Here is a 20,647-nt window from a genome sequence, read left to right as displayed (position 1 = left end):
TTCGTCAGCAACCTAGGACAGGGCCCGCATGCTCAACCGTTATCCCCTGTGGAAGTATCTGCTGATACTCATCGTCCTGCTCGTCGGCCTGGTCTACTCGTTACCCAATCTGTTCCCTGAAGATCCGGCGATTCAGATCAGCAGCGAGCGCGGTGATGCCACCGTCGATGAGCGCCAGCTCGAGCGCATCCAGTCATCCCTGGCCGATGCCGGCATCGAGATCAAGAACGTCGAACGCAGTCCGACCAGCACCCTGCTGCGTCTGGGCAACCCCGATGCCCAGCTCGCCGCCCGCGATCGCGTCGCCGCGATGCTCGGCGAAGAGTATGTGGTCGCCCTCAACCTGGCCGAATCGACCCCGGCGTGGCTGCAGTCGCTCTCCGCCTCCCCCATGACCCTGGGGCTCGACCTGCGTGGTGGCGTGCACTTCCTGCTGGAAGTGGACATGGCGGCCGCCGTGAATCAGCGCCTGGAAGTCAATGCCAGCGCCATACGCGAACAACTACGCGACGAGCGCATTCGTTACCGTGATACCCGGATCGATGGGCGAACCCTGACGTTCACCTTCATCGATGCCGAGGACCGCAACACCGCACGCAGCCTGATCAGCCGCGAGTTCCCCGATTTCCAGTACGAGAACCTCGGGGATGGGCGCGGTGCCGCCCTGGCCATGACCCTGACAGACCAGGCGGTCAACGCGATTCAGGACTACGCCATCAACCAGAACCTGACCACCCTGCGTAACCGGGTAAACGAACTGGGCGTGGCAGAGCCGCTGGTACAGCGCCAGGGGCCGGATCGCATCGTGGTCGAGCTACCCGGGGTTCAGGACACGGCGGAGGCCAAGCGCATCGTCGGTGCCACCGCCAACCTGGAGTTCCGCCTCGAGGCACGTCCCGATACGCCCGACAGCGAGATAGAGACCCTGGCGTTTCGGAATACGCCTTCGCGCAGTGCCGATCTGATGCGCGACGTGATCATCACCGGTGACCAGGTCTCCAACGCCAACCGCAGCTTCGACGAGAACGGCCGCCCCCAGGTCAACATCAACCTGGACGGCACCGGCGGCACCCTGATGAACCGCGCCACCCGCACCAACATCGGCCGCAACATGGCGGTGGTCTATATCGAACACAAGACCCGCGATAGCGTGAAGGTGGTCGATGGCGAGAAGACGGTGGTGCGCGACCCCTATACCGAACGCGGCATCATCAGTCTGGCCACCATCCAGAGCGCCCTGGGCAACAGCTTTCGCATCACCGGGCTCGACTCGCCCACCGAGGCGGCGGAGCTCTCGCTGCTGCTGCGCTCGGGTTCGCTGGCCGCGCCGATCTACTTCGTGCAGGAACGTACCATCGGCCCAAGCCTCGGGGCGGAGAACATCAAGCGCGGGGTGATGTCGGTGCAGATTGGCCTGCTGCTGGTGGTGCTGTTCATGCTGATCCGCTACAAGGTGTTCGGCATCTTCGCCAATCTGGCCCTGGCCCTCAACCTGACCCTGCTGGTGGCGGCGATGTCGATGCTCGGCGCCACCCTGACCCTGCCCGGCATCGCCGGCATCGTGCTGACCCTGGGCATGGCTGTGGACGCCAACGTGCTGATCTTCGAGCGAATACGCGAGGAACTGCGCACGGGCCTCTCGGTACAGCAGGCGATACACGCAGGCTACGAGCGCGCCTTCACCTCCATCGTCGACGCCAACATCACCACCCTGCTGGTGGCGGTGATTCTATTCTCGATCGGCACCGGACCGGTCAAGGGCTTCGCCGTGACCCTGTCGCTGGGTATTCTCACCTCGCTGTTCACCGCCCTGATGGTGACCCGCGCCATGGTGAATCTCGTCTATGGCGGCAAGCCGGTCAAGAAGCTCTGGATATAAGAGGTGATCATGAAAAGCCTGCCCAATCGACAGATTGACTTCATGAGCAAGCGGAAGATCGCCTTCGGGATCTCCGCCCTGCTGATTTTGGCATCCCTCGTCTCGCTGCTGTTCCAGCAGCTCAGCCTGGGCCTGGACTTCACCGGCGGCACTCTGGTGGAGGTGCGCTACGCCGTGGCGCCCTCCCTGGATGCAGTACGCCAGACGCTGGAATCCGCCGAGTTCCGCGACGTCTCGGTGCAGACCTTCGGCGCCGCCAATGAGGTACTGATTCGTCTGCAGCAGGCCTTCGATGCCGACGTCGGCGACCGTGTGGTGGAGCTGCTGCGCCATGGCGGCGAGGAGGTCAGCCTGGTTCGCGCCGAGTTCGTCGGCGCCCAGGTGGGTGACCAGCTGCGCGACCAGTCCGGTCTCGGGCTGCTGGTGGCGCTGGGCATCGTGATGCTCTACGTGGCCTTCCGCTTCCAGTACAAGTTCGCGGTCGGCGCACTGCTGGCCCTGATGCATGACGTGATCATCGTGGTCGGTGCCTTCTCGCTGTTCCAGATCGAGTTTGACCTGACCGTGCTGGCTGCCGTGCTGGCGGTGATCGGCTACTCGCTCAATGACACCATCGTGGTCTACGACCGCATCCGCGAGAACATCCGCAAGTCACGCATCGACGACATGCCGGCGATCTTCAACGACTCGCTCAACCAGACCCTGTCGCGCACCCTCGCCACCTCCGGCACTACCCTGCTGGTGCTGGTCGCCCTGCTGCTGCTGGGTGGCGACATGATCGAGGGCTTCGCCATCGCCCTGATCATCGGCGTGGTAATCGGCACCTTCTCCTCCATCTATGTAGCCTCGGCACTGCTGATCGCGATCAAGCTGAATCGCGAGGATCTGATCCCGGCACAGAAGGAGGACCCGGAGGCCGAAGAGCTGCCGTAGGCAACATGCCGACAAGCCGCAACGCAAGCGCCCCGCCAAGCAGTTGAACGTCAGCTCGGCGGGGCGCTTCTCTTTTCAGCTTCCCTTTTCCGTTTCCCATAGGCCGGAACACAGGCCCCGGAACCGTCTCAGTTGGCCTCTCGCCAGCCCCCCAGCACCCGCTGGTCGGGACCGAAGAACACCAGGCGATCGTGATCGATCAGGTAGCGGTAGGCGCTCTCCAGCATGGTGGTGACCCGTGCGGCGTCATCCAGCTGGGGGCAGCCACGACGGGTGGTGGCAAGTTCGGTGACCTCGATGCGTTGGCTATCCCCGAGACGCACCTGGCCATGCATCTCGTTGCAGCCGTCGCTGCCGACCAGGCGACCGTCACGGCCGATCTCGAACCAGGGGGTCTCGGGCATCGACAGCCGCTCGCTGGTGCCCACCAGCAGCAGATTCCAGCGCTGCTCCACCACCGGGCCGCTCAGCTCACCGTCGACCGGCTCGCCAGGCGCCGGTGCATGACTGCTACAGCCGGCCAGCAGGACCAGCGCAGAGAGCGCCGACAGTGATGCCACCGCCCGGATCATGCGCGCCCGGGTCATGCGCGTCACGGTTACCATGTGCCGGTGTTCTCCATGGATGCCCAGGGCTCGCGGGGCGGCAGTGCCTCGCCCTTCTGCAACAGCTCCACCGAAATGCCGTCGGGGCTTCGCACGAAGGCCATATGGCCATCTCGGGGCGGGCGATTGATGGTCACGCCGGCCTCCTGCAGCTTCTCGCAGAGCGCGTAGATATCATCCACGCGGTAGGCCAGGTGGCCGAAGTTGCGCCCACCATCGTACTCCTCGGGGTCCCAGTTGTAGGTCAGCTCCAGCTCCGGCGCCTTGAGCTCCGCCGAGCGGGCCTCATCCTCGGGGGCGGCCAGGAAGACCAGGGTGAAGCGCCCCTTGTCGTTCTCCTTGCGACGCACCTCCTTGAGGCCCAGCAGGTCACAATAGAAACGCAGCGACGCATCGAGGTCGCTGACGCGCACCATGGTATGCAGGTACTGCATGTGAGACTCCTTGTCGTGTAGCGTAAGCACCCAGTGTAAACCCCAACAGAAGGGAGGTGTAATGACTCGATGGATTACTCAGAGAGGGGACCCCGTCCATGAGCGAGTACTGTGATCTGGCCCCAGGGCACCCCTTCCACGGCCCCTACCACGACCACGAGTACGGCTTCCCGGTGGGCGACGATGATGCCCTCTTCGAGCGCCTGGCGCTGGAGATCAACCAGGCAGGGCTCTCCTGGCTCACCGTACTGAAGAAGCGCGAGGCCTTCCGGCTCGCCTTCGAGGATTTTTCCATCGATCGGGTGGCGCGCTACGGGGAGACGGAACGCCGGCGGCTGCTCGACGATGTCGGCATCATCCGCAACCGCCTCAAGATCGAGGCGGTCATCCACAACGCCGGCGTTATCCAGACCCTGCAGGCTCGCCACGGCGACTTTCGTGGCTGGCTCGATCAGCACCACCCACTGAGTCATGGCGACTGGGTCAGGCTCTTCAAGCGCACCTTCAAGTTCACCGGTCCGGAGATCACCGGCGAATTCCTGATGAGTACCGGCTACCTGCCCGGCGCCCACCGTGATGACTGCCCGGTGCAGGCGCGCATCCTCGCAGCCGCCCCACCCTGGACCCGCAGCTGAGCCGGTCCGCTTGCCCACGCCGCCAATGAACAGCCGACACACAGCGGGGCGGCCCGATGGCCGCCCCGCTGTGTTGTGTCCGAGTGCTCCAGCTCAAGGGCCGGTAACTGGAGTTACAGGCGATCCACCAGGCCATCGATGGCCTGACGGGCCTCCCTGAGCGCGTTCTCGCGATGATTCCCACCCATGTTGAGCCCCTCTGCAAACACGCTGTCCACCTCGGTGATGCCCATCATGCCCAGCATCAGCTTGAGATGCGGTGTCTGGGTATCCTTCTCGGTGCCGGCATACTGACCGCCCCGCGCCGCCAGGATCACCGCCCGTTTGCCCTCCACCAGACCCTGGGGGCCATTCTCGGTGTAGCGGAAGGTTACCCCGGCGCGCATCACGCGGTCGAACCAGGACTTGAGCTGGCTGGGGATGCCAAGGTTGTACATCGGTACCGCCAGGACGATCACGTCGTGGTCGTGAAGCTCGGCGATCAGGGCGTCGGAGCGAGCGACCAGCTCACGCTGTTCATCGCTGCGCTCTTCCGCGGGGACCTGCCAGCTACCCAGCTCGGCCAGCCCCAGATGCGGCAGCTCCTCGGCCACCAGGTCGCGATGGGTGACCTCCACTCCATCACGCGCCTCGGTCCTGGCGATGAAGTGGTCGGCGAGGGCCTTCGACTGACCATTTTCGGCGAGAATGGAGGCGGTAAGCATTAGGACACGAGTGGTCATGGAGGTCTCCCTGGATCAGATGAAAGTGAATGACCACCATGATAGATGAACGAAGTGAAATAAAAAGCGCATAAAAACGCGCGATATGTTCGAAATAAACGAACAAAAGGCTATTATCGGGGGCACCCTCGTCCAGCCGGCCAGTGGTCTGGCCGGAACAGACAAGCCTCGCCCCCAGGGGTCTCCTCGCTCAAGGGGCAATACCCTGACCACAGCCTCGATACTGCTCGCCCCCCACGCTCAGGGTGACACGGGACGGGAAGGGCTCGCCGCTCATATCATCGAAGCAGGCCCGCGCCTCGATTCGCAGTTCGAAGGGGGTATCACCACGACCGCTGGCGAGGACCACCCTCCCCGCTTCGTTATCCATCTGGATGACACGGTAGGGAAGGCGTTGCTCACGACTGCCGTAATCGAGGCTGAGGAGCACTTCGGGTCGGTCGTGGGCAAGGCTTGCCATCCAGCCCGGTTCATTGCCGCGGGCATGGAACATCACTCCGGGGCGCTGTTCGCGAGTCAGCGCCAGGCGGCGCATGCTCGCCTGGCACATCAGCCGCCCATGCGGCGACTCGACGACGGCACCATCGGCCGTGCGCCAGAAGCTCAACTCCCCCTGCTCGTAGCGCTCCCCACCGGCGACCACCGCAGGCGTGAGCCGCCAGGCGCCATGGGTCGACCACACTCTCAACTCGTCCTCGGCGGCGGCGGTTACCACTCCCTGGTCCGGCGAACACCGCCAGGCGGTAAAGGCCTCGGCATCGCCGGGAAAGAGGGTCGAGGGCAACAGCGGTGCATGCGCATCGGTGGTGATCGGCGCCGGGGCGGTGGCACAACCTGTCAGCAGCAGTGACAGGCCCAGGGCGGCGAATACGTGAAGGCGGAACACGGCATCTCCTCGCGAGAATCAGGATTTCATGACGGAGCCAAGCATAACAGCCCCCACAACCCCCGGCCTCCATCACGGCCCGGGTGATGATCTCGGCCCTGGCGACGCCGCCGTTCAGCGGCCGCTCCTCCATGATGGCCAGGGGCATGGCCCTTTATCATGACTACATCGATTCACATGGCGCATATGAGGGATTCCGACTGGCCATTAACAGTGAATCAAACTAAGCTTCCAAGTCTTTAAAATGAAAGCGACTCACCCATGCTCGAGCTGCGACACCTCCGCACACTGATCGCCCTGCGCGACGCCGGCTCCCTGGTGGAGGCGGCCGAACGGGTGCACCTGACCCAGTCGGCCCTCTCTCACCAGATCAAGGATCTGGAGGAGCGCCTGGGCAGCCCGCTGTTCGTGCGCAAGACGCGTCCCGTGGAGTTCACCCGAGCCGGGCAGCGGTTGCTGACCCTGGCCGAACAGGTGCTGCCCCAGGTGCGAATGGCCGAGCGCGACCTGGCACGACTCGCCGGCAACGAACAGGGGCGCCTGCATATGGCCATCGAGTGCCATAGCTGCTTTCAGTGGCTGATGCCCACCATCGACCACTTCCGGGATCACTGGCCGGAGGTGGAGATCGATATCCCCGGCGGGCACCACTTCGACCCACTTCCGGCTCTGACCCGAGAGCAGCTCGACCTGGTGATCACCGCCGATCCCCAGCCGCTCCCCGGGGTGCATTACGAACCGCTGTTTCGCTACGAGGGTCTGTTGGCAGTCGCTCGTCAACACCGTCTAGCTGGCAAGGGCTTCGTCACCCCCGAGGCCCTCGGCGATGAGACCCTGATCACCTACCCGGTGGAACACTCGCGTCTGGATGTCTTCACCCAGTTCCTCGACCCGGCAGGCATACAGCCCAGGGAGGTACGCACCGCCGAGCTGACCATCATGATGATGCAACTGGTGGCCAGCGGCCGCGGTGTCTGTGCACTACCCAACTGGGCACTGACCGAGTACCTGGAGCGCGACTACGTGAAGGCCGTGACACTCGGCGAGAAGGGCGTCTGGAGCACGCTGTTTGCGGCGATTCGCGAAGAGACGCGTCAGGCGCCATGGATGGAGGATTTCCTGCGAACCGCTCGCGAAACGTCTTTCGCGGTGCTCGATGGCATCAAGCCGGCCTGAGGCTAATCGAACTCACTTCGCTGGGGCAGCAGCAGGGTGAAGCGCGCCCCGCCAAGCTCAGGGCTATCGTCAACGCTTACACTGCCACCGTGCCAGCTCATCACCTTGTGCACGATGGACAGCCCTAGGCCATAGCCGCCGGCGCTGCGTGTGCGACTGTCATCGAGACGCGCGAAAGGCTTGAAGATCGACTGACGCTCGACCACCGGCACGCCAGGCCCATCATCCTCCACATCGATTCTGACCAGGGCAGGTTCACGCTGCAGCCGGATCAGCACGCGAGAGCGAGCATGGCGGCAGGCGTTGGCCACCAGATTTTGCAGCGCGCGCTGTAAATAGCGTGGCTCGGCCAGCACCTCCACTCTCGGCCCCTCGGCAAGGTCGAGCGCCAGCCGGTCATGAAGAAGGCCCAACGCCTCGATGACACGCTCGGCCATCTCGCGACACTCCACCGGCACGGCACTCATATCGCGACCATTGATGGCCTCGCTGCCAAGTCGAGCATAGGTGAGAATCTCGTCGATCAGATCATCGAGCTCCTGGATATCTCCATCGACTCCCTGAAGCTGCCGACGCACCGCCGAGTCATCGGTCATGTCCTCGACCATCTGCACGGCGAAGCGAATACGAGCCACCGGGGTACGCAACTCGTGGGAAACCGCACGAATCATGTCCTGCTGGGCGCGCAGCAGCGACTGCACCTGAGCCGCCATGCCGTTGAGTGCCATGCCGAGACGTCCAATAAAGTCAGCACTCTCCACCTTGACCCGGGTATCCAGTCGTCCGGCGGCGATGCGCGACGCGGCCAGCTCCAGACGCACCATGCGTGCTTCCACGCCGCGCACGATCAGATAGATGGTCACCCCCAGAACCGCCAGCATGATCAGCACGAGCAGGAGCTGCAGCGATCCCGGCATCGGTTCAAAGGCCTGGACCGGGCCGATCATCAGCCAACTGGCATCGCCGCTAAGCTCTTGAAGGGCCAGATAGATCGCGACCGACCAGCGCCCAGGCAGCAACTCGATCACTACCTCACCGGCGGTAAGTCGGCGCAGCTGGTAGTCATCCAGCCCTTGGGGAGGCGCTTCCTGCAGAGAGACCGACAGGCTACCGCGGGTCATGTCTTCGAGACTCGAATGACGTTCGGAGGGCGGCAACGCCATCAACCATTCACCAAACAGCTCGGTCAGGCCACGCAGCTGATGCTCGCTCAGATTGACGAGCTCGACACACAGCAGGCGCTCACCGCCGGGCAGCAGCGAATATAGCCGCCAGCCTTGATCGTCGCGCGCTTGAACCAGCACCTTGCCATTAACCAGGCGACGCTGGGAGAAGTAGCCCAGCGAGGTCTCCTCCAGCAGCCCGATGCTGGCCTGCATATCCAGCCGCCTCCCTTGAGCTTCCAGCCAGGTCTGATGCGCCGAGGTCGGCAGCCTCGAGAGCTGTTCGGTCAGCAAATGCATCGGCGCCTCGGCCAACTGCTCGCGATGAGCTTCTCGGCGTACCTGATCCACCAGCGCCACGCCCAGCAGGCCAAGCCCAAAGGTCAGCAGCAGCGCCAGCGCCAGCAGCAGGTAAACACGCAGAAAAGTGCTGTCGGCCAGGACTCGGCGCATGGCTCAAGCATCCTTGACAAACAGGTAGCCCTTGCTACGCACGGTCTTGATGCGGTGCGGCTGATTGGGGTCATCGCCGATCTTGGGGCGAATACGCGAGACACGCACGTCGATGGAACGGTCCTGACCGTCATACTTGATGCCGCGCAGCTGAGAGAATATCTCTTCGCGCGTCAACACCTTGCCCGCATTGCTGGCCAGCAGCCACAGCAGGTCAAACTCGGCGCTGGTCAACTCGATGCGCTCGCCCGTCAGCCACGCCTCACGAGTCGCGTTGTCGATCTCCAGATCGCCGAAGGCTAGGCGCATTTCTCCGCTCTCCTCGACGGGCTCGGAGCGCCGCAACAGGGCACGCATGCGCGCCAGCAGGACTCGCGGCTGCACCGGCTTGGCGACATAGTCATCGGCCCCCATCTCCAGCCCGAGCACCTGATCCATGTCATCGGTGCGGGCGGTGAGCATCAGGATCGGTCCGGGATAGTCGTCGCGCACACGCCGGCAGATCGACAGGCCGTCCTCACCGGGCAGCATCAGATCGAGAATTACCAGATCCGGCTGCAGGGAAAGAATACTGTCGACCCCGCGCGCGCCATCGGCCTCCAGTGTCACGCGAAAGCCGTTGGCCTCCAGATAGTCGCGGGTCAGACTCGCCAGGCGCTCATCATCCTCGACGATCAGCACGTGATCCTGCTCCCTGGGCTGCAGGCTATCAACCATTCTCGTATACGCTCCATTGATTGCTGGGTAGCAGCCTTGCCAAAGTGTCCAGCCGCCTTTAGTCAAAGGATACCTGAAATTACAACTCGCGCCTGCATGAATGCAGCGGCACGGGACTCGCGGCTTAGCCCCGGTGAGGTATAGCCCTAGAGAGGTATTGCCTGCCATGGCCCTGAAGCACACACTGAAAGTGTCTCGACAGCACAAGACTCGACACAGGGAGTCCAGCATGAGCAAGAGTGTCATCAAGCGGATCTACGTTCCCACCCATGTGCGTACCCTGCCAAGCGGCGAACGCGTCACGGTTCCGGGCCACTACAAGGCGCCACCGGAACCGTATTGACACCATGCAACAGCCTATCATCGGCTACCATCGCGACTCGGAGGGTCACTGGGTGGCCGAGTTGGCCTGTGGCCACAACCAGCATGTACGCCACCAGCCGCCCTGGGTGGAGCGCCCCTGGGTCATCACCGCGGCGGGGCGACGCTCGCGTCTCGGTCTGCCGCTCGAATGCGTCAAGTGCGACCGTAGCGAACCACGTGACAACCCGCCCCCCGCCTGAGCCAGAATGAAGTCGGGCCGCCCGAAGGCGGCCCGATAAGTCACTGGGTTCCTGGCATGGCTATCCCTTGGGGCCAAACAGGAACCAGACGATCAATCCCACCAGCGGGAAGACCAGCAGCACGATGATCCAGATCACCTTGGCCAGGCCACTGGCCGCACTCTTGGCCACCTTGACGATGGCCCAGATCACGATGATCAGCCAGACAAGACCCAATAGACCGGTCACTTCGATACCCATGCCTGTACCTCCTTGTCACTTCCATTGATGTGAATTGACACCTTTAGGGTTAGCACAGCCCTGGCAGGGGGTACAGTAACCCCTTGTTAAGTTTTTCCTGCACCGGCATCAGGTCGGCGCATGCCCTGTCGGCCCGGCCGTCCTGACGAGCGGCTCCCCCCACCAGCGAGGCAGGTGCTGGCGTACCTCGTTGCGAGCGAAGCGATCATCCATCAGCACCACCGTGCCACTGTCCGCGGGGTCGCGAATCACCCGCCCCGCCGCCTGCACCACCTTGACCATCCCCGGGACTCGATAGGCATACTCGTCGCCACGTCCGTAGCGCGCCTGCAGCCGCGTTCTGAGTGCCTCATTGATGGGGTCCGCCGGTGGGAGCCCCAGGGTCGCGACAAAGGCCCCCACCAGCCGCTCACCGGGCAGGTCGATGCCCTCACCGAAGGCGCCTCCCAGCACCGCAAACCCGATGCCATGCCCATCGGCGGTGAAGCGTGACAGGAAGGCATCGCGTGCCGCCTCGCTCATGCGACGCTCCTGGGCCCAGGCGGGGATCTGCGGATGACAGGCGACAAAGTGGGCAAACACCGCCTCCAGATAGGCGAAGCTGCTGAAGAAGGCCAGATAGTGGCCGGGGCGCCGCGCATGCTGCGCGGCGATCTCGGCGACGATAGGGGCAAGCGAGGCTCCGCGGTCGCGTAGTCGCGTCGAGATATCGGCGCGAACGGAGACCTCCAGCTGGCTGGCGGCAAAAGGAGATGGCACCTCTCGCCAGACACTCCCCTTTGGCAGCCCCAGCAGATCGCGCTGGTAATCGGCCGGCCCCAGGGTCGCCGAGAACAGCACCACACAGTGCGCCGCGGCAAAGCGCGCCGCGAGAAAGTCCGCCGGAATCAGGTTGTGAAGTGCCAGCCGCGCGCGTCCCCGCCCCTCACGGGTCAGCTCACACAGCGTGTGATCGCCAAGGCGTTCGGCCAGGCGCAGGAACGCCAGGGACTCGAACAGCAGCTCCTGCCACTCGGCCCCCAGTGCAGGATGCTCTCCCAGGGCCTCGGCGAGTGCGGAGGCCAGCGCCTGGAGGCTACCCAGCAGCGAGGACGACAGGGACTCCAGATGCCGTACCGCGGGACGACCAGGCCCTCCGCCTTCTCCGAGTCCCGCCTCACGCACCAGAACCTGCCACTGCCGCTGCAGCCTCCCCAGCGGGGCCTTGAGCCGCTCCGGGGCGCTGCGCTTGAGCCTTCCCTGGTCGTGCTGAGCGAGGGACACGCTGTACATGCCTCGCGCCCGGGCTATCAGGTTGTGGGCCTCGTCCACCAGCACCCCGACGCGCCAGCCCTGCTCACGCGCCAAACCGTGGAGCAGCGCATGATCATCGAACCAGTGATTGACATCGCCGACGACCACATCACTCCAGCGCGCCATCTCCTGTCCGAGATAGTAGGGGCAGACCTCATGCTCGACGGCCAGCTCACGCAATGACTCGCGGTCGAGCCAGCGGCGCTCGGCCGCCGCCTCGCGTACCGCCGGCAGGCGGTCATAGAAGCCGGCGGCCAGCGGACAGGCCTCGCCATGACAGGCGCGCCCCGGATACTCACAGGCCTTCTCCCGCGCGGTCAGCTCCAGCACACGCAGGGCCAGGCCGTCCTGCTTCGGGTGGGCGCCCAGCCGTGTCAGCGCCTCGAGAGCCAGGCGTCGCCCCGGCGTCTTCATGGTCAGGTAGGCGAGTCGGTCCAGTCCGTGCCGCGGCATCGCCTTGAGCAACGGGAAGAGCGTACCCAGCGTCTTGCCGATACCGGTAGGGGCCTGAGCCATCAGCACCCGACCGGTGGCGGCGGCCTTGTAGCTCTCCTCGGCCAGATGACGCTGTCCGGGGCGGAAGTCGGCGAAGGGAAAGCCGAGCTCGCACAGCGCGGCGTCACGCTGGCGGCGATGCTGCGCTTCCCGTTTCGCCCAGGCGCGATAGCATCGGCAGCGCTCGGCCAGCTCCTGCCACAGGGCGTCGGCGGTGACATGCTCGCTGACCCGCGTTTCGCGCCCGCTGCCCACCTCCAGGTAAACCAGTGTCAGCTCGACCGACTCGAGATGACGCTCGGCGCATAGCAGGGCGCCGTAGCTGCGCAGCTGGGCACGATGCAGGGCGCGCTGGTTGCTTGCCAGTCGCGCGACATCACCGCGATGGGTCTTGATCTCCTCCAGACGATTGGCTAGCGGATCGTAACCATCGGCGCGCCCACGCACCACGAGCCCCGCCACCTCGCCGGCCAGTGCCACTTCCGTGAGGTAGTCCGCGCCCCGACGCCTGGCGATTTCGCGCTGCCCCTCGAGTCCCTCCCGGGCACTGGGCGAGGGTGTGAAGCGATGGTCGAGGTCTCCCTCCCGGGCGGTGACATCGCACAGGGTGCGCACCCCGACGCGCAGCGGCTGCGGGTCACTCATCTCTCTCTCACCCACTCCAGATGGCACACCGCTGCCGGGATCTCATGGCGATGGAAGAGGGTCATCCAGCGCCGCTGGTTGTCCTGCAGCCGATCCCCCGGGCCCTTGACCTCGATCAGTCGGTAGCGCGGCCCACCCGGCGAGGCCTCGAGAAACAGCTGTATCAGATCCGGCAGGCCCGCCCGGTTGGCTCGCAGGTTGCTCAGCAGATGGTCGAAGCAGATACGTAGATGGGCGGGGGGAATACAGGCCAGTGCCTGGGTGAGCAGCGCCTCATCGAGCGCTTCCCAGTGCACGAAGGGATTGGCGATCCCCTGCTTGTCGCGCCAGGTAGCCAGGATCGTCCGGCGATATCGACCATCATCCAGCCGGGCCAGACACGCCTTGAAATGGTCACGGCGACGGGTCACGAAGTCGTCTCGATAGAGATCCGCGGGGCCGGATTGGAAGGGATGAAAGAAGGCACCGGGCAACGGCGTGAAGAGCGCCTCCCAGCACAGCAGGCCGAACAGGCCGGTCAGCAGGGTGTTCTCCACATAATGGACCGGTGCCGCCTCGCGATGCAGATGCTCTCGTACCGTTTGCTCGACACGGCCGGGGCCTGGCAGGCGCAGCGTGAAGCGCTCGGGGGCGGGTTCGGGAGCAGGCGTCTCCGGCACCAGACTCAGGCGGCGGCGCAGCCGCGTCAGCAGCCGACCCAGGGCCTGGGCCTCCACATCGTCGCGGGTGACACGCGCCAGCGGCTCGGCCAGGATCAGCGCCTGACGCCAGCGCCCCTGACGCTCGGCCAGACGCAGGTAGCGAATTCGCCCCTCTCCACTGGCCTCGGGTGCCGGCCAGCCGGCTCGGCGGTAGAGCGTCAATGCCAGTTCGGCCATCCCGTCACGCTCCGCCCGACGCCCCAGCGCGAGGCACAGCCGCGCATGTCGCGACGCCAGCCAGGGGTTATCGGGTCTGGCGGGCAGCGCCTCGGCCAGATCCGCAGGCGCCTCGCCCTCCTCCAGCCGCCGCCGCAGATCATGCAGTGCCAGATAGGCATCGACCTCGTCACGCCGGTGAAAGGCCCGGGAGTCGGCACCGAATGCCACCGCTTCGAAGCGCTGATGCCCAAGCTCGGCAAGCACGAATTCCGACCAGTCCTGGCGCAGGTTGCCGAAGAACATCAACCGCAGACGATCACAGCTCGCCATGATGCACACCCGCACCACCCGCTCGGGGGCCTCTGGCCACCAGGCGCTCAGCGGTCGCGGCATCAGCCCTCGCGCCAGCAGCGCCTCGCGCAGGGCTCCCTTGCCTACGGTCGCAGGCAGGCCCGCCTCGGCGATCTCTGTCGCCAGGGCCTGACGCAGCTCGGCAAGTCGCAGCTGGGTGAAGAGCGTCGCCACATCGAGCACCGGCGCCTCCTCCACCAGCCCGGCCGCCACCAGCGGCGCCAGCGCCGACTCGGTATTGCCGATCTCGGGATAGACCAGCCGCGAGGGGCGAAAGTGCTCGCCCTTGCGCATGACCATGCGCACCAGCAGCGCCCGTGAACCAAGCGGCAGGCCGGCAAACAGAGCCAGGAAGTTGTGTTCAACGTCGCTGAGCAGGTCGCCGTGGCGCTCGGCCACCCAGGCCAGCACATGCTCGAAGTTTGCCAGGTAGTACAGCGGGTCTTCGAGGGGGGCGGCGACGGCTTGATTACTGTTCATATATCCATGATATCAGCCGAAAGGGGCAGACTCACTCCTCCAACGACGGCCAGTCGCCGGAAAAGTCTTGGGCGGTACTGTCATCTGCGACAGCTCAAGGCAGTAATATCGATGGCGGGGCAGCGTCACAAGGAATCATCCGGATCGGAGGCCTTCTTGCACTCCCCAGGACTGACTCCACGCCACGGCCCCCCATGGCCCACGGTGTCGGCAGCATAGGCATCGCGCTCCCCGAGAGGGCGAGGCTCACCGACGGTGGTATCACGATAGGTCTGGCGCTCCATTTCCGCGTTGAACTCTGCCCCGAGCAGCACGACGAAGGCCGAGAGCCAGAGCCACAGCATCAGCACCACCACCGCGCCCAGTGACCCATAGATTTCGCTTACGCTGACCACGCGACCGAAGTAGAGCGACAGTCCAATGGAGCCGATCAGCCACATCAAGGTGGCGACGACAGAACCGATGCTGAGCCACCTCCAGCGTGGTGACCGCCGATAGGGCCCGAAGCGGTAGAAAACGGCGATCACCAGCATCATCACCACCAGGAGTGCCGGCCAGCGCAGCCAGGCGACAGCCCATACCAGCAGGGTATCGAGCCCCAGCATGCCAATGGCCAGCGGGAAGAAGGCGATAAAGACAACGGTGACCAGCAGCATGAGGATCAGCCCCAGCGTCAGGGCCGCGACGATCAAGCCGCGGTGCAACGCTCCGCGCCTGTCGTCTTCTCCATATACCACATTCAGCCCCATCACCATCCACAGCACGCCCTTGGAGCCGATAAACATCGCTAACAGCACGCTGCCCAGTGCCGTGAGACTGAGGCCGGTACTGGTGCTCTCGCCGATCTTGCGTGCCTGATCGTTGATCAGGCTGGAGGCCTCGGGCGGCAGGTAACGGCTCAGCTGAATGATCTGACCCGCCAGGTCCTGAGGATCCATCACCAGCGCCCAGATCGAGATGATGGCCGCGATCATCGGGAAGAGCGCCAGCATGGCATTGAAGGCAATACCGGCAGCCATCATGGCGACAAGATCCTGGGCGACCTCCTGCTTGACGCGCCACAGGATATCCAGCCAGCCACCCGCGGGGATCTGACCGGGCTTGCTGGCGCAACGCCCATGTGTCTGCTTGGCCATAGCCACCTCCGTTGCGTTGGGTAAGCCGCAGCACTCTCCTTGCCTTGCTCGTTTATTGATGTTGCTCGTTTATCGATGTTGTCAGTTGCTATCGGCAGATTCACATCCCGACGGCAAGCTCGGCGATGACATCGGCGGCGGGAATGGCACGACAGCGACTGGCGTTCTGCCCGGCCCAGAGTGGCGAGAAGTCGCCGCTGCCCGTGGCCTCGGCGGCGGCGCGTAGCGGCGCGATTGCCGAGGTGGCCAGGGGAAAGGCCGGGGCCACCTCGGCCATGGGTCCCAGCTCTCGCATCAGCCGGGTGACGATGCCTCGGGCCGGACGACCGCTATAAAGGTTGGTCAGCGCCGTATGACGCGCCGCCTCCGATTGAAGCGCGCGACGGTGGATTGCCGAGATCGTGGTCTCGGGGCAGCACAGCAGAGCGGTGCCTATCTGCACGGCATCGGCACCCAACGCCCGGGCCGCCGCTACCCCGCTGGCATCGGCGATCCCCCCGGCGGCGATCAGGGGCAGGTCAACGGCATCACGCACCTGAGGCAACAGGGCAAGGGTACCCATCTGGGTCGTGATCTCCTCGCTAAGGAACATGCCGCGATGCCCTCCAGCCTCCAGCCCCTGGACGATCAGCGCATCGGCACCCTGAGCCTCGAGCCAGCGAGCCTCCTCCACCGTGGTGGCCGTGGAGAGCACCGTGGCGCCCCAGGCCTTGACCCGCTCGAGCAGGGCGTCGCCGGGCAGACCGAAATGAAAGCTCACTACCTCGGGCCGAAAGGGTTCAAGGACATCACAGGCTTGATGGTCGAAGGGGCAACGCCCTGGCCCCTGGGTCACGGCATCGATATCCAGGCCGAACTCGGCGAAAAAGGGCGCGAGCGCCTTATGCCAGCGCGCCTGGACGCCAGGGTCCGGCTCGGGAGGAACATGGCAGAAGAAGTTGACGTTGAGTGGCATCGAGGTGGCGGCGCGGAACGCCGCGAGCTCCTCGCCCATGGCCTCGAGCGAGAGCATGGCACAGGGTAGTGCCCCCAGCCCTCCGGCTCGCGACACGGCGATGGCCAGGGCGCTGTCCTGGGCACCGGCCATGGGTGCCTGGAGGATAGGCAGCTCGATGCCGAGACGCTGATGCAGAGATGGCGACAGGGTCATGTCAGGCTCCGTCACGGGGATGAGTGTCGCTACAGTCTGCGTGCCCCCTCTTGTTCGCGGCAAGACGACATTGGGCACAGCGCAGCCTCTTCAGCAAAGGTCGGCGCGGTGGCTGTTGCGAGATGGTTAACGCCTCAGTCTGCGGCTGGTTCCAGCACCATCTGGGCACCCCGGATGCGGATGTCGAAATGGTCGAGGAAGCTCATGCCCAGCAGGGCGGTATCGCCCTCCAGCCCCAGGCTGACGGAGCCACGCACATCACGGGCCACGTAGCCGCCCAGGCTGACCTCATCGAGGAGGGTGAGGTCACCGCGTACCCGGCCGTTGGCGGTATTGAACCAGGCGCTACCGGTCGCCTCGAGCCCCAGCCGCTCGGCCATCTGCCGCGGCAGTGCCACGTAGGTGGCACCGGTATCCACCAGGAACTCCACCGGTTCGCCGTTGATTCGCCCGGTGGCCACGAAGTGGCCACCGCGATTGCGCTCGAGCACCACCGGCGCCCCCTCCTCCACGGCGCTGACCAGATGGCTGTTGGGGTTGCGCTGGCGCTCCACAAGGCCCTGGAACCACCAGGTACCGGTTGCGATGAACAGCACCCAGAACAGCAGCATCATGCCAAGCCCGGTACGGCGTACAGACTGCTTGTCGTTAGTCATGCCCGGCCTCCGGAAACGATGGTGAAAATTGTGGTTACATTGACACTCTGAACGCCGGCGGCTCCAATGGTTGAGCTTCATCTCGACAACAAGATAATCACAAGGATAACGCGCCATGCAGGACAGTCGCCGTCTCTCGCGCCCTATACGTTCGTACCGCCCCTTCGCCACCGGCCTGTGCACAGTCACCGCCCTGTTGCTGACGCTTAGCGCTCAGGCCTGGGACGGCCTGGTAGAGAAGCAGGAATTCTTGATGGAGGAGTACACCACCCGTGGAGGTGACACCATCGCTCCGGTCAGGGTGGGCTGGGAAGCCTATGGCACCCTTAACGAGGAGAAGGACAACGCTATCTTGATCACCCACTTCTTCTCGGGCACCAGCCAGGCAGCCGGTCGTTATGACGAAGACGGCGCCAGGGGGTATTGGGACAGTATCATCGGTCCCGGCAAGCCACTGGATACGGATAAATATTACATCATCGCTTCCGATACCCTGGTCAATCTCAATGCTCATGCCCCCAACGTAACAACGACAGGCCCGGCATCCATTCGTCCCGAAACCGGAGAGCCATGGGGCCTCGACTTCCCGGTGGTCACCATTGGTGATTTTGTCGACGTTCAGAAGGCGCTACTGGAGAGTCAGGGCATCGAGCGTCTGCATGCCGTGATGGGCGCCTCCATGGGGGCGCTGCAAGCCTATGAGTGGGCGAGCCGCTACCCGGAGCAGGTAGAGCGACTGATTCCGGTGATTGGCTCCGGAATGACCGACCCCTGGCTACTCGCCACACTCAGTGCTTGGGCGGCTCCTATCCGTCTAGATGCCAACTGGAATGACGGGGCTTACTATTCGGATACACCGCCGCTGGATGGCCTTCGTGAATCGCTAAAGCTGGTTACCCTAAATGCCAACCATTGGCAGTGGGCCAACGAGACCTTCGACCGCAGCTGGGCCGAGGAGAACGCCGACCCTTCCCGTAGTCTGGAGGCTCGTTACGCTATCGAACAAACACTGGATGATATCGCAACCGCTCGCGCGCAAGTGGCCGATGCCAATCATCTACTCTATCTGGTCAGAGCCAATCAGACGTTCATGGCAGGCCATGGGGAGAGCCTGGAAGCTGGACTGGCGGCCATCGAGGCACCAACGCTGATGCTCTACAGCGAAGATGACCTGGTCTTCGCCCCTCAAAGCGTCAAGCGCACCGCCGAGCTAATAGCGGCTGACGGCACGCCGGTGAAGCTATTGCCGCTTGAGGGAACCCGTGGTCACCTCGACGGCGTGCTCGCTATCGACCAGGCCGGGAACGAGCTAAGCGATTTCCTGGCCCGCTGATCTTTACTGCCCTGGGGGCCGGAACGGACCGGCCCTCCCCCCCTTCAACGACCATTGCGTGTCTCCCAGGCCTCAGCAACGCGCTGTCCTCGGGTCTGATCGACGAACAGACAGATCAGGATGGCAACGATAAACAGCGCCGCACACAGCAGTATGGAGGCCTGCAGCCCCACCACTGATTGCAGCAGCCCCAGGGCGATGATGCCGAAGACACCGGCCAGCTTGTTGGCTAGCCCCCAGAAACCGAAGAACTCGGCGGCCTTGCGGGTCGGCGAGAAGAGACCCACCAGGGCACGGCTGGCGGATTGGCTGGAGCCCAGCGAGAGCCCCGCCAGGCAGCCGACGACGAGAAACAGGTGCTGGGCCTCCCAGCCGAGCCCGAAGCGTCCATTGAGCAGGGCCGTGACCTCGGGGGTGGCCCAGATGGCAAGTATCGCCGCCACCCACAGCACCAGGGTGAACTGGTAGGTCAGCTTGGTACCGAAACGATCCTGTATAAAGCCGAAGCCCAGGGCACCGGCCGCCGCGGTGACCTGCACGATGATGAACATCAGGTTGCGGATCGACTCGTCCCAGCCGATCACCTGGGCACCATAGATAAAGGCGAAGGCGATGATGATATAGACCCCGGCCATGGAGAACAGCAGCGAGACCAGGAAGGTCGCCAGGTCCTGAAAACGTCGCAGCTCATGCAGGGTAGTCGAGACACGCTCTCGGGCGATATCCCGGTAGCGCTTGCCGGCGGGCTGCGGCGTGCCACGCTCCTTCACCCACAGGAAGGTAGGAATGGCGGTGATAAGGAAGAAGCCGGCAGCGAAGGGTCCCACCCAGCGAATACGCTCGAAATTCTCCGCCGTCGCCTCGCCCAGCGCCACCAGGGTGAAGCCGGCGGCGAAGAGCCCGCCGACATAGCCCAGCGCCCAGCCGAACCCGGAGATCTTGCCCAGATCCTCCGGTGGCCCCAGATCGGGCAGGAAGGCGGCGATAAATGACTCGCCCATGGAGTAGGCGTAGTTGGAGACTACGATCAACATGAGGCCTAGCAGCACGTAACCCGGCGCCACGAAGTAGAGCATTGCGGTGGCGGCCACCGTGGCCAGGTAGCTGGCAAACAGGAAGCGCTTCTTCTCGGCACGGTAGTCCATCACCGCTCCGCATAGCGGCCCGGTGACCACCACCAGCAGGTAACTGATGGCCAGTGCCAGGCTCCACAGGAAGTTGGCCAGCCGGTAGTCACCCCCGCGCTCACCGACGATCACCGTGGTGAACAGTTCACCGAAGACCACGGTGATGATCAGCAGGGTGTAGGCCTGGTTAGCGAAGTCGAACATCGCCCAGCCGAAGATTTCGCGGCGAGAGGCGCGGACTCTTGGTAGCGGTGTGCTGTCGGTCGTGCTCATCGCAGCGTCCCTGTGGATGAAGGGTCCCCACCATAGCAGCCCCTTATCCACCGCACGAGATGGCGAAGGCCAGCCGCCCTAGCGCAGCAAGGAGAGCAACAGAGCGACGCCCCCCACCAGCAAGGCGATGATGACGGCGATATCGACCACGCGATCGAGCCAACGATCGAAGCGGGTATACCGGGCGGCGGAGTGTCGCCTTCGAGTCGCTCCCCGACGGCGACGCTCACCCGTAACAGTGATGGGAGGCATGGCGGAAGTCCGATTTCACCATAGATACCCAAAGCTTACGGCCTGGGCCAGCGGTAGGCCAGCGACGAGATGACCTCACAGTCAGGGATGTGCTGACAGAACACACTGGGACCGATCTGACGAGGCTTCTTTTCTCCGCTCGGCGAATCGGCCTCGAAAAGACCGGCATTGCATCGAAGACGCTGCGCCC

The 20,647-nt window shown here is 64.3% G+C and carries 20 protein-coding genes; 6 read left to right on the top strand and 14 right to left on the bottom strand.

The features are described from left to right. Positions 1–28 precede the first annotated feature (28 nt). Positions 29–1,879 carry a protein translocase subunit SecD gene (gene secD, locus E0702_RS05605; protein ID WP_132041999.1) on the top strand — a complete coding sequence of 617 codons (1,851 nt, stop codon included), beginning with the start codon at positions 29–31 and terminating at the stop codon, positions 1,877–1,879. 9 nt (positions 1,880–1,888) lie between these two features. Continuing rightward, positions 1,889–2,812 carry a protein translocase subunit SecF gene (gene secF, locus E0702_RS05600; RefSeq protein WP_132041998.1) on the top strand — a complete coding sequence of 308 codons (924 nt, stop codon included), beginning with the start codon at positions 1,889–1,891 and terminating at the stop codon, positions 2,810–2,812. Positions 2,813–2,940: 128 nt separating this feature from the next. Here secF and E0702_RS05595 read toward each other — a convergent pair whose 3' ends face one another. Beyond that, positions 2,941–3,384 (bottom strand): META domain-containing protein, encoded by a 444-nt coding sequence (locus E0702_RS05595; protein ID WP_132042082.1) that lies wholly within the window; start codon positions 3,382–3,384, stop codon positions 2,941–2,943. A gap of 26 nt (positions 3,385–3,410) precedes the next feature. Continuing rightward, positions 3,411–3,851 carry a lactoylglutathione lyase gene (gloA, locus tag E0702_RS05590; RefSeq protein WP_132041997.1) on the bottom strand — a complete coding sequence of 147 codons (441 nt, stop codon included), beginning with the start codon at positions 3,849–3,851 and terminating at the stop codon, positions 3,411–3,413. Between the two features lie 98 nt (positions 3,852–3,949). On the opposite strand from gloA, the gene E0702_RS05585 reads away from it, so the two are divergent. Continuing rightward, positions 3,950–4,486: a DNA-3-methyladenine glycosylase I gene (locus E0702_RS05585; protein ID WP_132041996.1), complete on the top strand. Its 537-nt coding sequence runs from the start codon at positions 3,950–3,952 to the stop codon at positions 4,484–4,486. A gap of 113 nt (positions 4,487–4,599) precedes the next feature. On the opposite strand, the gene E0702_RS05580 is transcribed toward E0702_RS05585, so the two are convergent. Both E0702_RS05580 and E0702_RS05575 read right to left on the bottom strand, forming a co-directional pair. Next, on the bottom strand, positions 4,600–5,208 hold the full coding sequence (locus E0702_RS05580; protein ID WP_132041995.1) for an FMN-dependent NADH-azoreductase: 609 nt from the start codon (positions 5,206–5,208) through the stop codon (positions 4,600–4,602). 190 nt (positions 5,209–5,398) lie between these two features. Beyond that, positions 5,399–6,094: a C-type lysozyme, inhibitor gene (locus E0702_RS05575; protein ID WP_132041994.1), complete on the bottom strand. Its 696-nt coding sequence runs from the start codon at positions 6,092–6,094 to the stop codon at positions 5,399–5,401. 261 nt (positions 6,095–6,355) lie between these two features. Here E0702_RS05575 and E0702_RS05570 point away from each other — a divergent pair, with 261 nt between their 5' ends. Continuing rightward, positions 6,356–7,270, top strand: a complete 915-nt coding sequence (locus E0702_RS05570; RefSeq protein ID WP_132041993.1) for a LysR family transcriptional regulator — start codon at positions 6,356–6,358, stop codon at positions 7,268–7,270. A gap of 2 nt (positions 7,271–7,272) precedes the next feature. Here E0702_RS05570 and E0702_RS05565 read toward each other — a convergent pair whose 3' ends face one another. Next, complete coding sequence (locus E0702_RS05565) at positions 7,273–8,886, bottom strand: ATP-binding protein (protein WP_132041992.1); 1,614 nt, start codon at positions 8,884–8,886, stop codon at positions 7,273–7,275. Between the two features lie 3 nt (positions 8,887–8,889). Beyond that, positions 8,890–9,603, bottom strand: coding sequence for a winged helix-turn-helix domain-containing protein (locus tag E0702_RS05560; protein ID WP_132041991.1), 714 nt, complete (start codon positions 9,601–9,603; stop codon positions 8,890–8,892). A 347-nt stretch (positions 9,604–9,950) separates the two neighbouring features. Here E0702_RS05560 and E0702_RS05555 point away from each other — a divergent pair, with 347 nt between their 5' ends. Beyond that, positions 9,951–10,166, top strand: a complete 216-nt coding sequence (locus tag E0702_RS05555) for a DUF3565 domain-containing protein (protein WP_132041990.1) — start codon at positions 9,951–9,953, stop codon at positions 10,164–10,166. 60 nt (positions 10,167–10,226) lie between these two features. Here the strand turns inward: E0702_RS05555 and E0702_RS05550 are convergent, their stop codons facing one another. From E0702_RS05550 to E0702_RS05525, 6 genes are all read right to left on the bottom strand, one after another. After that, positions 10,227–10,406: a PLDc N-terminal domain-containing protein gene (locus tag E0702_RS05550; RefSeq protein ID WP_132041989.1), complete on the bottom strand. Its 180-nt coding sequence runs from the start codon at positions 10,404–10,406 to the stop codon at positions 10,227–10,229. Positions 10,407–10,514: 108 nt separating this feature from the next. After that, positions 10,515–12,839 (bottom strand): ATP-dependent DNA helicase, encoded by a 2,325-nt coding sequence (locus E0702_RS05545; RefSeq protein WP_132041988.1) that lies wholly within the window; start codon positions 12,837–12,839, stop codon positions 10,515–10,517. Then, a complete protein-coding gene (locus tag E0702_RS05540) occupies positions 12,836–14,530 on the bottom strand; it encodes a VRR-NUC domain-containing protein (RefSeq protein WP_132041987.1) in 1,695 nt (564 codons plus the stop codon). Before E0702_RS05540 ends, E0702_RS05545 begins: the two co-directional genes overlap by 4 nt. A 125-nt stretch (positions 14,531–14,655) precedes the next feature. Continuing rightward, positions 14,656–15,666, bottom strand: a complete 1,011-nt coding sequence (locus tag E0702_RS05535; protein WP_132041986.1) for a YihY/virulence factor BrkB family protein — start codon at positions 15,664–15,666, stop codon at positions 14,656–14,658. Between the two features lie 100 nt (positions 15,667–15,766). Then, the gene (locus tag E0702_RS05530) at positions 15,767–16,816 is read right to left on the bottom strand and encodes an NAD(P)H-dependent flavin oxidoreductase (RefSeq protein WP_205741890.1); all 1,050 of its coding nucleotides are present in this window, start codon (positions 16,814–16,816) and stop codon (positions 15,767–15,769) included. A gap of 134 nt (positions 16,817–16,950) precedes the next feature. Further along, on the bottom strand, positions 16,951–17,472 hold the full coding sequence (locus tag E0702_RS05525) for a retropepsin-like aspartic protease family protein (protein ID WP_132041985.1): 522 nt from the start codon (positions 17,470–17,472) through the stop codon (positions 16,951–16,953). Between the two features lie 115 nt (positions 17,473–17,587). On the opposite strand from E0702_RS05525, the gene E0702_RS05520 reads away from it, so the two are divergent. Continuing rightward, the gene (locus E0702_RS05520) at positions 17,588–18,805 is read left to right on the top strand and encodes an E22 family MetX-like putative esterase (protein WP_132041984.1); all 1,218 of its coding nucleotides are present in this window, start codon (positions 17,588–17,590) and stop codon (positions 18,803–18,805) included. 44 nt (positions 18,806–18,849) lie between these two features. Here E0702_RS05520 and E0702_RS05515 read toward each other — a convergent pair whose 3' ends face one another. After that, the gene (locus tag E0702_RS05515; RefSeq protein WP_132041983.1) at positions 18,850–20,205 is read right to left on the bottom strand and encodes an MFS transporter; all 1,356 of its coding nucleotides are present in this window, start codon (positions 20,203–20,205) and stop codon (positions 18,850–18,852) included. Between the two features lie 78 nt (positions 20,206–20,283). Next, the gene (locus tag E0702_RS19025; protein WP_165927488.1) at positions 20,284–20,457 is read right to left on the bottom strand and encodes a hypothetical protein; all 174 of its coding nucleotides are present in this window, start codon (positions 20,455–20,457) and stop codon (positions 20,284–20,286) included. Positions 20,458–20,647 lie beyond the last annotated feature (190 nt).

Origin of the sequence: Halomonas marinisediminis (assembly GCF_004347715.1) — a bacterium.
Taxonomy (GTDB): Bacteria; Pseudomonadota; Gammaproteobacteria; order Pseudomonadales; family Halomonadaceae; genus Halomonas; species Halomonas icarae.
Note: the sequence above shows the minus strand (reverse complement) of the source record. Positions and strands in the feature narration are given on the sequence as shown.

Coding starts and splice junctions, on each gene's coding strand:
- secD (WP_132041999.1), top strand. CDS start 29: ATGCTCAACCGTTATCCCCTGTGGAAGTATCTGCTGATACTCATCGTC.
- secF (WP_132041998.1), top strand. CDS start 1,889: ATGAAAAGCCTGCCCAATCGACAGATTGACTTCATGAGCAAGCGGAAG.
- E0702_RS05595 (WP_132042082.1), bottom strand. CDS start 3,384: ATGATCCGGGCGGTGGCATCACTGTCGGCGCTCTCTGCGCTGGTCCTG.
- gloA (WP_132041997.1), bottom strand. CDS start 3,851: ATGCAGTACCTGCATACCATGGTGCGCGTCAGCGACCTCGATGCGTCG.
- E0702_RS05585 (WP_132041996.1), top strand. CDS start 3,950: ATGAGCGAGTACTGTGATCTGGCCCCAGGGCACCCCTTCCACGGCCCC.
- E0702_RS05580 (WP_132041995.1), bottom strand. CDS start 5,208: ATGACCACTCGTGTCCTAATGCTTACCGCCTCCATTCTCGCCGAAAAT.
- E0702_RS05570 (WP_132041993.1), top strand. CDS start 6,356: ATGCTCGAGCTGCGACACCTCCGCACACTGATCGCCCTGCGCGACGCC.
- E0702_RS05565 (WP_132041992.1), bottom strand. CDS start 8,886: ATGCGCCGAGTCCTGGCCGACAGCACTTTTCTGCGTGTTTACCTGCTG.
- E0702_RS05560 (WP_132041991.1), bottom strand. CDS start 9,603: ATGGTTGATAGCCTGCAGCCCAGGGAGCAGGATCACGTGCTGATCGTC.
- E0702_RS05555 (WP_132041990.1), top strand. CDS start 9,951: ATGCAACAGCCTATCATCGGCTACCATCGCGACTCGGAGGGTCACTGG.
- E0702_RS05550 (WP_132041989.1), bottom strand. CDS start 10,406: ATGGGTATCGAAGTGACCGGTCTATTGGGTCTTGTCTGGCTGATCATC.
- E0702_RS05545 (WP_132041988.1), bottom strand. CDS start 12,839: ATGAGTGACCCGCAGCCGCTGCGCGTCGGGGTGCGCACCCTGTGCGAT.
- E0702_RS05540 (WP_132041987.1), bottom strand. CDS start 14,530: ATGAACAGTAATCAAGCCGTCGCCGCCCCCCTCGAAGACCCGCTGTAC.
- E0702_RS05535 (WP_132041986.1), bottom strand. CDS start 15,666: ATGGCCAAGCAGACACATGGGCGTTGCGCCAGCAAGCCCGGTCAGATC.
- E0702_RS05530 (WP_205741890.1), bottom strand. CDS start 16,816: ATGACCCTGTCGCCATCTCTGCATCAGCGTCTCGGCATCGAGCTGCCT.
- E0702_RS05525 (WP_132041985.1), bottom strand. CDS start 17,472: ATGACTAACGACAAGCAGTCTGTACGCCGTACCGGGCTTGGCATGATG.
- E0702_RS05520 (WP_132041984.1), top strand. CDS start 17,588: ATGCAGGACAGTCGCCGTCTCTCGCGCCCTATACGTTCGTACCGCCCC.
- E0702_RS05515 (WP_132041983.1), bottom strand. CDS start 20,205: ATGAGCACGACCGACAGCACACCGCTACCAAGAGTCCGCGCCTCTCGC.
- E0702_RS19025 (WP_165927488.1), bottom strand. CDS start 20,457: ATGCCTCCCATCACTGTTACGGGTGAGCGTCGCCGTCGGGGAGCGACT.